The 13822-nt window shown below is 58.3% G+C and carries 11 protein-coding genes; 5 read left to right on the plus strand and 6 right to left on the minus strand.

Going from position 1 to position 13822, the window contains the following annotated elements:
* Positions 1-6 precede the first annotated feature (6 nt).
* The gene (locus HKD21_RS03350; protein WP_322782898.1) at positions 7-978 is read left to right on the plus strand and encodes an EAL domain-containing protein; all 972 of its coding nucleotides are present in this window, start codon (positions 7-9) and stop codon (positions 976-978) included.
* A gap of 56 nt (positions 979-1034) precedes the next feature.
* Here HKD21_RS03350 and HKD21_RS03355 read toward each other — a convergent pair whose 3' ends face one another.
* Positions 1035-1424, minus strand: a complete 390-nt coding sequence (locus tag HKD21_RS03355; protein WP_194254200.1) for a YidB family protein — start codon at positions 1422-1424, stop codon at positions 1035-1037.
* A 164-nt stretch (positions 1425-1588) separates the two neighbouring features.
* Complete coding sequence (locus HKD21_RS03360; protein WP_194254201.1) at positions 1589-2293, minus strand: pirin family protein; 705 nt, start codon at positions 2291-2293, stop codon at positions 1589-1591.
* A gap of 191 nt (positions 2294-2484) precedes the next feature.
* Between HKD21_RS03360 and hemA the strand changes: the two genes are divergently transcribed.
* Complete coding sequence (hemA, locus tag HKD21_RS03365; RefSeq protein WP_194254463.1) at positions 2485-3702, plus strand: 5-aminolevulinate synthase; 1218 nt, start codon at positions 2485-2487, stop codon at positions 3700-3702.
* A 105-nt stretch (positions 3703-3807) separates the two neighbouring features.
* Here hemA and HKD21_RS03370 read toward each other — a convergent pair whose 3' ends face one another.
* Complete coding sequence (locus HKD21_RS03370) at positions 3808-5670, minus strand: Hint domain-containing protein (RefSeq protein ID WP_194254202.1); 1863 nt, start codon at positions 5668-5670, stop codon at positions 3808-3810.
* Between the two features lie 290 nt (positions 5671-5960).
* On the opposite strand from HKD21_RS03370, the gene HKD21_RS03375 reads away from it, so the two are divergent.
* Genes HKD21_RS03375 through purF form a run of 3 tightly spaced genes read left to right on the plus strand, consistent with a single transcriptional unit; the run spans position 5961 to position 8293 of the window.
* Complete coding sequence (locus HKD21_RS03375; RefSeq protein ID WP_194254203.1) at positions 5961-6263, plus strand: hypothetical protein; 303 nt, start codon at positions 5961-5963, stop codon at positions 6261-6263.
* 1 nt (position 6264) lies between these two features.
* Entirely contained in the window at positions 6265-6828 is a 564-nt protein-coding gene (locus tag HKD21_RS03380) for a CvpA family protein (RefSeq protein WP_194254204.1), read from the plus strand.
* Between the two features lie 25 nt (positions 6829-6853).
* Positions 6854-8293 carry an amidophosphoribosyltransferase gene (gene purF / locus HKD21_RS03385; RefSeq protein ID WP_194254205.1) on the plus strand — a complete coding sequence of 480 codons (1440 nt, stop codon included), beginning with the start codon at positions 6854-6856 and terminating at the stop codon, positions 8291-8293.
* 71 nt (positions 8294-8364) lie between these two features.
* Here purF and HKD21_RS03390 read toward each other — a convergent pair whose 3' ends face one another.
* The 3 genes from HKD21_RS03390 to HKD21_RS03400 all read right to left on the minus strand — a co-directional run bounded on the left by HKD21_RS03390 (position 8365) and on the right by HKD21_RS03400 (position 13792).
* Entirely contained in the window at positions 8365-10587 is a 2223-nt protein-coding gene (locus tag HKD21_RS03390; RefSeq protein ID WP_194254206.1) for a histidine kinase dimerization/phosphoacceptor domain -containing protein, read from the minus strand.
* Positions 10588-10770: 183 nt separating this feature from the next.
* The gene (locus HKD21_RS03395; protein ID WP_194254207.1) at positions 10771-12267 is read right to left on the minus strand and encodes a S10 family peptidase; all 1497 of its coding nucleotides are present in this window, start codon (positions 12265-12267) and stop codon (positions 10771-10773) included.
* A gap of 121 nt (positions 12268-12388) precedes the next feature.
* Entirely contained in the window at positions 12389-13792 is a 1404-nt protein-coding gene (locus tag HKD21_RS03400) for a class II fumarate hydratase (protein WP_194254208.1), read from the minus strand.
* Positions 13793-13822: the final 30 nt, after the last annotated feature.

Raw genomic sequence — 13822 nt, forward strand, 5'->3', positions numbered from 1 at the left:
ACTTCGGTGGCGGCAATCCCCCAGGACCTGCATGTCGGCCAGACAGCCATGGTGGATGAACTGTCTGAGCTGCCTGAAGGCAAGCTGGACTATGTGGCCTCTATGGCTGCGTCCAGCGCAGGAATGTTTGCCACGACATTGCGGAGTCGCAGGGCGCGGCAAAAAAGCGCACTACCTCCTTTGCGATGGCTGCCTCGCTTTGTGCTCGGGCGTAACGGAACAGACAAGGTGATCGGGGCGCAGGTGGATATGAGCCAGCTCTGGCTCTCGGTGCCACGTCGAACCCTGCGCAAAAGCCGACGCAAGAGTCTGGGGCAGCAGCAACGGGAGTTTGACGCGGATCTGTTGGGCAATGCGTGCTCACAGGCCGCGACATGGCCGGATGCGATGCGTCTGATGGTCTCTCTGGAAGACGATCAGGCTCCCGATGGAGATTTTAACGGACGTCTGAACACGGTTCTTCAGAGTAGCGGTTTTCCGGTTAGCCGTCTGGATCTTGTCTTTCAGGAAAGTGGTCTGGCGCAGGATGACAAAGAGACCTGCTATACGCTGTCCGCCCTGCGCGATCAGGGGTGTCAGATTTTTCTTGGTGGATTTGGAACTGCTCCTTCGAGTTTGAGTCTTCTGCGCGAACGTGCTGTTGGGGGACTGCTGGATGGAGTGCAGTTTGATGCCTCTCTCCTGACTCCTTCAGGCATGACATGGCAGCAGTCAGGAGCGTCCCCGCTTCTGGACGAAAGCGCTATGGTTTTCTATCGAGCCGCTCTTGAAGCTGTGAAGGCGCTCGGTCTCAAAGTGCGGGGTGTAGGGGTAGATTTTCCGGATCTTCTGGCATTCGTACAAAAGGTCGGATGTGTTGAAGCTTCCGGAACTATTCTGGCAGGTCCCGAGACGACAGCCCAGATCAGTGAACGCTTTGAGGAAAGTGCAGGACGGCCACGGCGGCGTCGTATGGCAAGAACGGCGGAAGGTCTTTAACGAGGCCTCCACCGTTCTGAAGTCTGGATTTCCCGATCAGCGATCGAATCAAGCGCTCAGTTTATCTTGCATTGATAACTGAAAAGGCGTTCGGGGTTTTCCCGAAGCATGGAAGCCAGCATGGGGAGCACTTCAGTCAGGGCCGTTTCCACGGCTTCCGGGGACTGACCTGTTTGATCGCAGATATGCTTTATTCTTTTTGCCCCCATGAGGTCCTCGACCTGTTCTGGTGACAGAGGGGTTAAAGAGGAAGTGCGAATTTCACTGATGGTGGTTGCAAACTCACAATCTTCTTTCATCATATTGATTGTGACTTGAGTCAGGCCCGAGCGATCCGTGCTCGCGCCGCTTAACCAGTCACCAAAGCGGGTGAAAACTGACGTTGCGGCTTGGGCTTCGGTCTGCCCCTTGCCGGACTTCGTTGTGTATGTGCTCTGGACGGTCATTGTCAGGCTCCTTCTGTCAGAAGAAAACGGGCCTTTTCCGGGCTGGTGGCCCCAGTTCCATAACGTCTGTTTCCTGATCGGGATGCGAGGAGGAGGAAACACCTTTCTGTGTTGTTTGTCACAGAGCTTCCTCCTCTTGTCACAAATTCTGACAGTCTCTCCTGTCAGCGCAAGGCTGCACTTTCCACGAGGACGATTTCCGCATCCTCCCGCGCGGTGATCGTGATGCTTTCCACATCATGAAGCGCCGCACCGTCCCGGTGTCCAACGATCTGTCCGTCTATTTCTACGCTGCCTGTGGCGGGAACAAGGTAGGTAAACATGGTGCGGTCCGTCTGGAAGGTCAGGGTTTCTCCGGCCTTGAGTGTAGCGCCACAGACCCGCCCGCGGGTGCGGATGGGCAGGGCGTTGTCTTCCGGAAAACCCGAAGCGAGTGGGATGAGGCGTCCGTTGCGCTCATGGCGTGGGAACGGACGGGTGCCCCAAGATGGTTTGCCGCCTGTTTCGTCCGGGATCAGCCAGATCTGAAAGAGCGTCGTAGCGTCGTCTTCGCGGTTGAACTCGGAATGTGTGATTCCGCTGCCTGCCGACATGACCTGCACATCGCCAGCTTCGGTTCGTCCGCGATTGCCGAGACTGTCTTCGTGCGTAATGGCACCTGTCCGCACATAGGTAATGATTTCCATGTCGCGATGCGGATGCGCGCCAAAGCCGTTATGGGGTGCGATGCGGTCGTCGTTCCACACACGCAGCCGCCCCCAGTGCATGCGGTTGCGGTCCTGATAGTCCGAAAAAGAAAAATGATAATGGGCGTCGAGCCAGCCGTGATCGGCGTGACCGAGAGTGGCGAAAGGTCTGATGTCCAGCATGGCTGCATGCTCCTGAGTGATGTCTTGTGAAAGATAATGGGGTGAGGCAGCCATGAAGAAAATGGAAAGTATGGAAATACACAGTTTCCAGAAAAGACATGGAGATTTCTCCGATGATGTACGGTCCTGGCTGGAGAGAGCTTGGCGAGACCGTGTCGCAGGATTACAGTGCCGGGCAGGAGAAAAACGCGATGAACTATGATGCGATGTTTCAGTCCGCTCTCGACGGTCTGCATGCGGATGGCAGCTACCGTTACTTTGCGGATCTGGAACGCCGGGCAGGTCATTTTCCCAAGGCTTTCCATCATGGCCTGGGCCGTGATGTGACGGTCTGGTGTTCGAACGACTATCTCGGTATGGGGCAGCACCCCGAAGTCCTGACAGCTATGCATGATGCACTCGACGAAACAGGTGCCGGAGCTGGTGGAACCCGCAATATATCGGGCACCAACCACTATCATGTGGAACTGGAAAAAGAACTCGCGTCCCTGCACGGCAAGGAAAGTGCGCTGCTGTTCAATTCCGGCTATCTGTCGAACTGGGTGACGCTTGGGACCATTGCAGGGCGGCTTCGTAACTGCGTTGTGCTGTCTGACGAACTCAACCATGCTTCCATGATTGAGGGCATCCGTCACTCGCGGGCCGAGAAACAGATTTTCCGTCACAACGATGTCGAAGACCTGGAGCGTCGTCTGAAGGAGCTTCCTGCCGACGTTCCGAAGATCATCGCATTCGAGTCCGTCTATTCGATGGACGGTGATATCGCTCCGATCGAGGCCTTCTGCGATCTGGCCGACAAATACGGCGCCATGACCTATCTCGATGAGGTTCATGCGGTTGGCATGTATGGCGATCATGGTGCGGGTGTGGCCGAGAAGCTCGGTCTGTCTCATCGTCTGACGGTGATCGAGGGAACGCTGGGCAAGGGATATGGCGTTGTGGGCGGTTATATAGCCGCGTCTGCTGCGCTTTGTGACTTTGTGCGTTCGTTTGGATCGGGCTTCATTTTCTCCACAGCTCTTCCGCCGATGATCGCGGCTGGTGCACTGGCCAGTGTGCGGTATTTGCGCCGGAGCAGTGCCGAGCGTGACGGTCAGCAGCGGGCTGTAGCTTACCTGCGTCAGGCGCTGGACAAGGCAGGTCTGCCGCATGTCATGAACCCGAGCCATATTGTGCCCGTCATGGTGGGGGAGGCCGAACTGTGCCGTAGCCTGTCGGATGAGCTGCTGAACCGTTTCGGGAATTATATCCAGCCGATCAATTTCCCGACCGTACCGCGCGGAACGGAGCGGCTGCGGATCACGCCGACGCCACTTCACACGAACGAGATGATTGACGAACTGGTCGAGGCGCTTGCCACGTTATGGCAGGAGCGTCAGCTCAAGACGTCCAAATCCGCCGCAGCCTGAAACGGAGGGGTGGACCCGCGTTTCCGCCCTTTTTTACTAGATCATGAAAAAGGCAGGCCTTAAAAAAGGTCTACCTTTTTTTATTTGTGCTTAGGGGGCTGAAAATCAGGCTGCGACTGCTGCCTGATCTCCATGCGACAGGATATGGAGGCTTAAAATTCCTCCGGACGTCATTAACGTCCGCCCCAGGTCCAGCCGGGCATTGCCGGCCGTCCAGCGGGCATGACTGCTTTCGATGCTCCACCAACCATCGGCGTACGGGTCCGACAGATGATTGGAGAGGTGCTGAGTTTGCTCGTCGTTCCAGACGGTTACATCCCCCACCAGAACACCAAGCATCCGGCGGTCGTCGACGAACGGTCCAATCCTGTCAGCAGGACGTGCGGCCTGACTCAGAATGCGGACGCTCTGGCAGCCTTCTGGCAGCATGAAGACAAAATGCTCGCCACTTGTGCGAATGGGATACAGGGTCGTACCGTCTTCCAGCACGAGGTGGATTGTATTTTTGGTCTTTGTCGAAGGAACTGGCTGAGTGTCGGCATAGCCCAGAGCCTGTGCGCGCAATGCGATTGCCGCAAAGATTGGCTCGACGTGTGAGCGGTCCGTAACCAGCGGTGCGGCGGCATCTTTTTCCCAGCTCAGAGGATGCAGACGGGCGACCTGATGGCCCTTCATAAGGGCATCCGGACGATGGCCCACATCCATGAAGCTCTCCGACAGCGCGCCGTTGGCAATCAGGATAGCGTGTTTTTCAGTTTCGATATGATAATAGTCATACTCCGTGATGGAGTGGTCGTAGGCAATCGTCATGCCGTTGACGAGCATCCGAACGGGAATGAAGGTGCCTTCAAGCATCATACAATGCTCTGGGGTGACCAGAAGATCTCGACTGGGAATGCCATCTGCCAGGGCACCCGCACGAATACGTACAGGAACGGCGTCCATGTCCGCCTGCCCGGTAGCACCGACTGTTGTGTGAGCATGTCCGACGCGCAGAATTGTGCGGGAGTGAAGAGTCCCGTTCTCGTGGACCATGACCTGATCGCCAGCCTCAAGCGTCTCGATGCCGCATTCGCCTTCGGGAGTGAGGATCATGGAGCCGGCCAAATAGCAGATCTGCCCGTTATAGCCGGTCGCGCCACCCACAACGCTCCAGCTTCCGTTCGCGTTCTGAACGATTGTGGGCGTACCGGGCGTTGAATTGGGACCGAAGGAAATATTCGAGAGTGTAATGCCGTTATTATAGTGGTCGAAAGCGATTTTCAGTGTGTAGGTGCCGCTGCTGTTCGCAACGAATGTTGCACTGATGGGAGGTGTCCCGCCGTGGCCGATAGTGATGACGGACGCGGCGTCATAACCTGTGATGGGTGTGGAGACTGTCTGGTTATAGTCTGCGAAGATGAGCTGGCTCGGGGCACTATTTACGGCGTCGCGGCCGAACACGATCCTGCCACCAGCCGTCGCATTGTTGACGTATAATGACGCACCGTTCTGCAGAACCGTCGTCAGGGAAGATCCCATCTGGAATTGCGCGTTGGAACTTCCCAACGTCGTCTGGTCCAAAATCAGCGTCCCTGTACCGCCGACACTATTGCTGTTGATGGAAATGGCCGGATTGCCGGAAATCTGAAGGGTGCCGTTGACTGTCGGGTTGCTGCCAAGATTGACGGTGCTGGACGTGTCGACAAGCATGGTCCCGCCCTGAGCAACGGTCAGGCTGTTCGCGTAGAAAGCCGTTGCGCCAGGTGCGGGGGATGTTGCGGTGACGTTAAGCGTAGCGTTGCTGCCGACCTTCAACGTCGTGATCTGCGTTGCGTTAGCCTGTGCGACGTTGATCGTAACTGCGCTGCCATCCGGCTTGCCAGCAAGGACATCAACCCATCCCTTGCTGGGAGGGGCTTTACCTTCGCTCCAGTTTGCGTCTGCGAACCAGTCGCCGTTTGCACCACCAATCCAGTAGTTTGTCATCTCGTTGAGTCCTGATGATGTCAGGAGTTATCCCCCCGAGAAGAAGGAGTTCCACACCTGACCTGTGAAGCATTGTCTCACCAAAAGAGTTAATTATTGATCAACTCAGGTTCAAGATTATTCGAGTTTTAAAAAGAAAAACATCAATGACAAATTATCACGCTAATATTTCTGCTGAAATGTGTTCCGGAATTGAAATAAATATTTTTCGCGGAAAATAGCCCGGAATTACCGAGGAAAAGAGGATGCAACGGCTTGCCTGACGCGGATCTTCCGCTCATCATGTTGTGATGGCATCCCAGGAAAAATCAGTTCCGTTCCGTAAGAATCGAAAAGTAACGAAGCTTTCGCAACGTCTGGGAGTTTCGACGGCGGCGTGTGTTCTGGATGTCATGGTCAATGATCGACATGCTCTGGTGCGCGACAGCGCCGCTTTTATTGTGTTGCTGGAGAAAATCTGGAAAGCGCGGGATGTCGAGGCCGAGTTGATCTGGACGGAGATTGAAGAGCGCCTCCGTCTGGCGGACGAGTTGCGTGTTGGTGGAATACGCCCCTACAAGGGGGGCCGTTTTCGTTCGACGAAGCTGCCGTGACATGCCGCCCCTGCCAGACCTTTCCCATATTACGCTTGCAGATCTGACGCGCCTTGACCTTGTTGCACTGGGTATCATGGCGCTTTCGGCCTTATGGGGGCTGACGCGGGGTTTTGCGACCGAACTTGCCGGGCTTTTAGCCTGGGTCGGGGCAATTGTTCTGACCTATCGGTTTCATGGACTGCTCGAACCTTATTTAACGCCCTATCTGCATCAAGCCGCGCTGGCGGGAAGCGCAAGTACGGCGATTCTGTTCGTTGTCGTGCTGCTATTCTTCACCATGATTGGTGCGAGGGTAGGTGCTGCGGCGAGGGGTGTCCTGTTCGGAGGCGTGGATCGTATTCTGGGTGCAGTGTTCGGTGTGGCGCGTGGTTATGTGGCCCTGATCGTCCTTTATCTGCTGGCAGGCTCTTTTTTTGGTTCGTGGATGTCCTATGTGATGCAGGGAAGCCTCATCGGCCCTTACATTGCCGCTGGGGCAACCCATCTGACAGGTTATCTGCCTCATTTCCTGCAACCGCATCTTGCGTCTGAGGTCACAAGCGGCCATGAGGCGTCCTTGTGAAACCAGTCCGGAAAGGCCGCGCCGCATGACCCAGTCCGACAGTCTCAACCGCCCGTATGAAGAATGCGGGGTTTTTGGCGTCTGGGGTGTGCCTGATGCATCGGCCCTGACCGCCCTGGGCCTGCACGCTCTCCAGCATCGTGGACAGGAAGCGGCGGGTATCGTCAGTTTCGATGGCGAACGATTCCACCAGCACAAGGGGCTGGGGCTGGTGGGCGACGTGTTTGGAGACAGCCGCGTTATGGCGACGCTGCCCGGCACGGTTGCGATTGGCCATAACCGCTATGCCACGACCGGCGGAACGCATGTCCGCAACGTGCAGCCGCTTTATGCCGATTATGAGTTCGGTGGTCTGGCAGTCGCGCATAACGGCAATCTGACGAATTCCGCGACGCTCAAGCAGGCGCTGGTCAAGCGTGGATGCATTTTCCATTCCTCGACGGATACGGAAGTCTTCATCCATCTGATCGCCATTTCGCTCTATACGACTGTGCTCGACCGCTTCATTGATGCCGTCAAACAGGTCAAGGGTGCGTATTCTCTGATTACACTGACGCCGGATGACGGTCTGATCGGCATGCGCGATCCGCTCGGTGTGCGTCCGCTCGTTTTGGGGCGGATGCCGGGCCATGAGCAGGGGAATGGTGGCTGGGTTCTGGCCAGCGAGACCTGTGCGCTGGATATCATCGGGGCGGATTATGTCCGCGACATCGAACCGGGCGAGATTGTCGTCATTAATAATGACGGCCTGCGCTCCCTGCGTCCTTTCGGGGATCAGGGTGGTCGGTTCTGTGTGTTCGAATACATCTATTTCGCGCGGCCTGATTCCGTTCTTGAAGGCCAGCCCGTCTATGAAGCGCGTCGCCAGATCGGTTGCGAACTGGCGCGGGAAAGCGCGGTTGAGGCCGATGTCGTGGTGCCGGTGCCGGATTCCGGCGTGCCGTCTGCGATTGGCTATGCGGCGGAAAGCGGCATTCCGTTTGAGCTCGGGATCATCCGCAATCACTATGTAGGCCGGACCTTCATCGAGCCGACGGATCAGATCCGCAACCTTGGTGTGAAGATGAAGCACTCCGCCAACCGGCCGGTTCTGGCGGGCAAGCGCGTCATTCTGGTGGATGATTCAATCGTCCGCGGCACGACATCGCGCAAGATCGTGGATATGGTCCGGGCTTCTGGTGCGACGGAAGTGCATATGCGCATCACGTCTCCACCGACGAAACATGCCTGCTTTTACGGTATCGATACGCCTGAAGAGAGCAAGCTGATGGCTGCCACCCATACGCTTGAGGAAATGGCGCGGGCGATCGGTGTCGACAGTCTGGCGTTTGTCAGTTTCGACGGGCTCTACCGGGCGCTGGGCCATGCGAACCGCGCCGAGGGTGCGCGCCGCTATTGCGACGCCTGCTTCACGGGGGATTATCCGATCCAGTTGGTGGATAAGGAAGGCAATCTCGTCGCGTAAGCCTTGCCACTAAGATCTTATGAAAAAGGCGCCTGACCTGATGGTCTGGCGCCTTTTTATTTGTCAGCTGTTCAGGGATATGGGTAAGGCGCCTCTGAAGAGGCGGTTTTGGGGCGAGTGTGTGTGTCTGTCGGGAGCAGGGAATCCAGAGGCAGTGTCATAACGGCTTCCAGGCCCGGGGTCAGGGTTGTGTAGGTCAGTGTTCCGGCAAGGCTACTGACGACGGCATTCATCATGCGCGTCCCAAACCCTGTTCCCTTGAGCTGCGGCGTGCAGGCGCCCTGATCAGAAACCGTCAGGACCAGCCGGGTGCCGGTCTGGGCAAGTCCGACATAGAGCGGCCCGGCGTTGCCGTCATAGGCGTATTTGCTGGTGTTGATGATCAGTTCGGTCAGGACCAGACCAATATTGATGGCGCGGTCTGCGGCAATCATGATCGGGAAGAGGGAGAGATGCATCTGGTCGTGCCAGCCCTCGCCCAGTGACGTGCACAGCTCTTCCATCAGTTCTTCGATATAGCGGCCCAGATCGACGACGCCGACATGTTCGTCACGGTAAAGGCGACGATGCACGAGGCCGATGGCGGCGATCCGGTGCTGCGCTTCCTTCAGGGCCGTCGTGGTGTCGTCATTTGACGCGCTTCGGGCCTGAAGCTTGAGGAAGGATGCGACCATCTGAAGCGAATTCTGAACGCGGTGATTGACCTCGCGGATCAGGAAGTCCTTCTGGCGCAGCAGGTCTTCGCGTTCTTCCAGTGTGGCGGCGAGGGTCGCATTGAGTTCCCGGAGCTGCTGTGTCTGATCGTCAGCGATCAGGACACGACGCAGGCGGCGGGCGGCCTGCCTCTGTTCGTTTGTCCAGCGGATGCTGTGCCCGCGGATGGTCTGTTCCCATGTCCTGAAGGAGGTGCGTGGGCGTAGAATGCCGTCGCTGTCCGCATCGCCCTTGTGCGGATTTCCGGCCCATTCGATGGTCTGGATGATTTCGACCCGGCTCCAGACAAGACAGATGGGCGTACGGAGTGGGAGGATGATGGCAAGGAGGCCGGCGCAGCGCTCTGGCCAATCGGTTGCTGGAGGATAGTCCCGGCCCAGCATGGCGCTGCTGAAGATCCCACCATTGTTGCCCGCTTTCAGCCAGTCATGCAGCCTGTGCAGGTCTTCTGTATCGGGAAGCACGCCCGTTGCACTGATGGTTGCGCCACCGATGACGGCAAAACCGTTGCAGGGGAAGAGGGCCTGCAATTCGTTGATGCAACTGCGAAGGTTGTTTTCAAGCGGACGGCGTACATCGAAATGGGACGTGACTGATTCCATCGCGTTCCGCAGGCGCAGACGCTCCTGATAAGTGACCAGCTCTTCCTTGTTTCGTAACTGGCGGGACATGACGCCGGCCAGAGTCCGACAGGCCGCGCGGACATCTTCAGAAAGAGGCTTCGGAGAAGAATTGTGGCAGGCGATCAGGCCCCACAGGATGCCATCGACAACCAGCGAGACTGAAGCCGAGGCGCGGACGCCCATATTGGCCATATACTGGAGGTGGATCGGCGAAACGCTGCGGAGTTGCACGTCGCTGAGATTGATCCCCGCAAGTCCGGCGTCGGACGGACGGATGGGGGCGGCCTCATAGGTGATGTCAGGGATGACGCGAATACGGTTGCGGACATAGAGAGTCCGCGCCTGCGCAGGAATATCACTGGCCGGAAAATGGTGATTCATCAGGGACGGGAACGTATCGTTGCGGCTTTCTCCGACAACGCAGCCCGTGCCATCTTCCATGAAACGATAAATCAGGACGCGGTCAAAGCCGGTAAGGCTCTGGAAGAGCGTTGCGCCGTGGCGACAGACGGACGCGATGTCCGGGCAGCGCTCGAAGCGGTCTGCGGCTCTGTCGATCTCGCCGAAAATGTCCCAAGTCAACAGGTTATGCACGTCGACGGGTTCGAGTTCGATAAGAAGATGCGTGTTCTGCGTATGACGCACGACACTGAAGGTTTCACCCGCCAGGCCGGTAATACGCAGATCCGATACGGACGCGCGTTTTTCGTCCTGCAGACGCCCTGTCGGGACATTCAGGAGACTTGTGAGGTTGCGCCCAAGCCAGTCAGAATTCAGACGGCCCTCGATATCCCCCGCCCCACCAAGAATGGTCAGGGTTGCGCTGTCGGCAATCAGCAGAAGGCCATACGGCTGAATGGCATCCGGGCGATGAATGGGTTCGCGGTCACAGGACGTCGTGACGGCATGTGCCAGCGAATAGCCCGGTTCTGAGCCCGCAGGGCGATGGGCCGTCAACCGGCGATCCGCCTGAAGGAAAGAAAGCGCAGTCGCAGGGTAGGCTGAAAGACAGCGGACATGAAGACCTCTTTGTTAGCGGCCACCTTGTTCAGCGCGAAAAGTCCGGTCAGGTGAGGTCCAGAATTTACCATGTCCATTATCTGTTCCTCACCGCCTGCTGTCAATTTATGGCGTTTTATTTCAGGGCTGGCGGCTGTCTGCCTGAATCCAGGAGGCGACGTCGGCCGAGAGGGCGTGGCGGCTGGCCGGGCGCGTGTAGAGCATGTGACCACCCTGATAGAGATGTAGCGACACGCGATCTGCCCCGACCGTCAGGTGATCTTTCATCCAGCGTGCGGTCGCGAATGGGCAGGCCACGTCATAATAGCCGTTTGCCACGAAAACGCGCAGACCGGGATCAAGCGCCAGAAGGCGGTTCAGAACCGGGATCTGATGGATGGGCGACGGGCCGCCCGCGCTCCATTTCCAGCTTGAGTTCACCTTGAACGACAGCAGGTCGTAGGTCAGGGGTGTTTTGAAGCCGAGGCCGTTTGCGGCATAGCCCGAGAAGGCATTGCCATAGGCGCGCCCGAAGCCGAACAGCGTCGGATCGGGGCTTTCGTCCAGGCCATCGGCCGAAGGATCGGCGATCGACTGTGTGAAATCATACAGTCCGTACAGGCGACCGTCACGGGACATGATGTCATGCGAGCCGATAGCCGGAACACCATGCTGGCGCGCAATGACATCCTGCGGCAGCCCGGTCCGCTGGGCGATTTCGGCATAAAGCGCCTGACCTTCGCTTCCTGACGGCAGCTTTCCGGCGATTTTCGGCAGATAGGTGTTCAGAGACCACTGATAGGCTTCATCAGCCGTCTTTTCCGTCACGTTCGGGCTCTGATGCGCGGCGATCAGGCTTGGCATCATGAGAGCGGCGGAGAGCGGATTGTCGTCCGAATCGAGCAGGGGCATCTCGATGGCCGGGGAGATCATGACGATGCCGTTGAGCAGGATGCCTTGTTCCATCTGGAGCGCATTCGCGACCTGGATGGAGCGGATGCCGCCATAGCTTTCACCCACGAGATAATGCGGCGAGGCTTCACGAGCATTCGCAGCCGTCCACAGGCCGATGGCCTTGGCGAAGGTGCTGGCATCCTGTTTGACACCATAGAACTGGTCTCCGGCCTTCGCCGTATCAGTGGGGCGGGAATAACCCGTGCCCACGGCGTCGATGAAGACCATGTCGGTGACGGGGAGCCAGCTGTCGGGGTTGTCCGCAAGCTGGGCATGGGTGCCATCAGTCGGGTCTTTGGCGGGCATGGTCAGGGCCTTGGGGCCAGCCGCGCCAAGGTTTAGATAAGCCGTGGCCGCACCCGGACCGCCATTGAAGAAATACGAGACCGGCCGTGTGCCAGCCGGGACGCCATCCTTCGTGTAGGACACGTAGAACATGCGGGCTGTCGGTTTGCCGTCAGAACCACGCAGGATGAGTGTTCCGGCATGGGCCGTGTAGGCGATGCCGTTCAGATGATGCTGGGTGACGGAATCTGCCGGAAGAAGGGCGGGTTCGCCCGTGAAGGCATCGGTTGTCTTGCCAGCTTCGACCTTGGTGTCGGGCTTGGGGGCATCGGCCGCCGCAGCCGTACAGACGGGGGTGAGGAGCGTTAAAGCGAGCAGGGCTGCGCGGCGGGTCATCATCTGACGGGCATCTCCGGGGAAAAAAAGCAGAAGAGTCCGCCCTATCAGTCCTGAGGCGTAACGGCCATCGCTTCCGCATGAAGTTTTCGTCATGCGGAAGCGGTTTAACGCGGGTGGTCGGTCAGGCTTTGGGGGGCGTGATGTTCGGACGCAGCATGAGGCGCGGATCGGCGACGCGGTCATACTCTTCGGATGTCATGAAACCGAGTTTCAGCGCGGCTTCACGCGGGCTCAGATCCTTTTCCATGGCGTGATGCGCGACCTGTGCGGCGCGGTCGTAGCCGATCGCTGGCGAGAGGGCCGTGACGAGAACCAGCGAACGCTCCAGATCCTGTTTCAGCTTTTCAGTATTGGCCTTCGTGCCTTCGACGAGGAAGCGGCGGAAGTTTTCCGAACCATCATGCAGAAGGGTGATGCCCTGCATGATGTTGTGGATCATGAGCGGCTTGTAGACATTCATGTCCAGCATGCCCGCAGCCCCGCCGAGACCGACCGCGACATCGTTGCTCATGACCTGAAGGGCGAGCATGGCCAGAGCCTCGGCCTGCGTCGGGTTGATCTTGCCCGGCATGATCGACGATCCTGGCTCGTTCTCCGGCAGATGCAGTTCGCCCAGACCGGCGCGCGGGCCGCAGGCGAGCAGGCGGATGTCGTTGGCGATCTTAAACAGACTGCCTGCCGTCGTGCGTAGCGCACCCGACAGATGCACCAGCGCATCATGTGCGCCCTGAAGCGCGAACTTGTTTTCGCCAGCCGTGAAGCCGAGGCCGGTCAGGCGGGCGATTTCTGCGCAGGCGCGACGGTCGAAGCCTTCATCCGTACTGACGCCGGTGCCGAGGGCCGTGCCGCCGAGGGCGAGGGGGAACAGACCGTCGCGGGCCTGTTCCAGACGGGCGATGTTGTCCGTCAGCATCCCGGCATAGCCGTGCCATTCCTGACCCAGCGTGATGGGAACGGCGTCCTGAAGATGCGTGCGGCCAACCTTAACCAGATCGCGCCATTCCTCTGCCTTGGCGGCCATGGCGTTACGCAGGCGCGTCAGGGTCGGGATCAGGCTGCGATGCGTGCCGAGGACGGCTGCGATATGCATGGCAGTCGGGAAGTTGCAGTTGGTGGACTGCGACATGTTGACGTGATCGTTCGGATGCAGCGGCGTCTTGCTGCCCAGCGGGTTGCCGGTGATCTGGCAGCCGCGGTTTGCGATCACTTCATTGACGTTCATGTTGAACTGCGTGCCCGAACCGGTCATCCAGACATGGAGCGGAAACATCCGGTCATGCTCGCCTTTGATGATTTCGTCACAAACGGTCTGGATCAGATCTGCCCGCTCCTGCGACAGGCGACCGCTGGCGGCATTGGCTGTCGCGCACGCACGCTTCATGATCGCATAGGCTTCGATCATTTCATGCGGCATCAGTTCGCGGCCGATGCTGAAATATTTCAAGGAGCGCTGGGTCTGCGCCCCCCACAGCACATCGTCAGCGACGTCGATCGGGCCCATGCCATCGGTTTCGGTGCGGCTCATTGTCTGTTTTCGGCTTTCCTGTGGGTGGTC

It is taken from the genome of Gluconobacter cerevisiae (genome assembly GCF_015244675.1).
Classification (GTDB): Bacteria; Pseudomonadota; Alphaproteobacteria; order Acetobacterales; family Acetobacteraceae; genus Gluconobacter; species Gluconobacter cerevisiae.

Bases quoted from the DNA above. Each gene is read 5' to 3' on its own strand.
- HKD21_RS03355 (WP_194254200.1), bottom strand. From the start codon at position 1,424: ATGACCGTCCAGAGCACATACACAACGAAGTCCGGCAAGGGGCAGACC.
- HKD21_RS03360 (WP_194254201.1), bottom strand. From the start codon at position 2,293: ATGCTGGACATCAGACCTTTCGCCACTCTCGGTCACGCCGATCACGGC.
- hemA (WP_194254463.1), top strand. From the start codon at position 2,485: ATGAACTATGATGCGATGTTTCAGTCCGCTCTCGACGGTCTGCATGCG.
- HKD21_RS03370 (WP_194254202.1), bottom strand. From the start codon at position 5,670: ATGACAAACTACTGGATTGGTGGTGCAAACGGCGACTGGTTCGCAGAC.
- HKD21_RS03375 (WP_194254203.1), top strand. From the start codon at position 5,961: ATGGCATCCCAGGAAAAATCAGTTCCGTTCCGTAAGAATCGAAAAGTA.
- HKD21_RS03380 (WP_194254204.1), top strand. From the start codon at position 6,265: ATGCCGCCCCTGCCAGACCTTTCCCATATTACGCTTGCAGATCTGACG.
- purF (WP_194254205.1), top strand. From the start codon at position 6,854: ATGACCCAGTCCGACAGTCTCAACCGCCCGTATGAAGAATGCGGGGTT.
- HKD21_RS03395 (WP_194254207.1), bottom strand. From the start codon at position 12,267: ATGATGACCCGCCGCGCAGCCCTGCTCGCTTTAACGCTCCTCACCCCC.
- HKD21_RS03400 (WP_194254208.1), bottom strand. From the start codon at position 13,792: ATGAGCCGCACCGAAACCGATGGCATGGGCCCGATCGACGTCGCTGAC.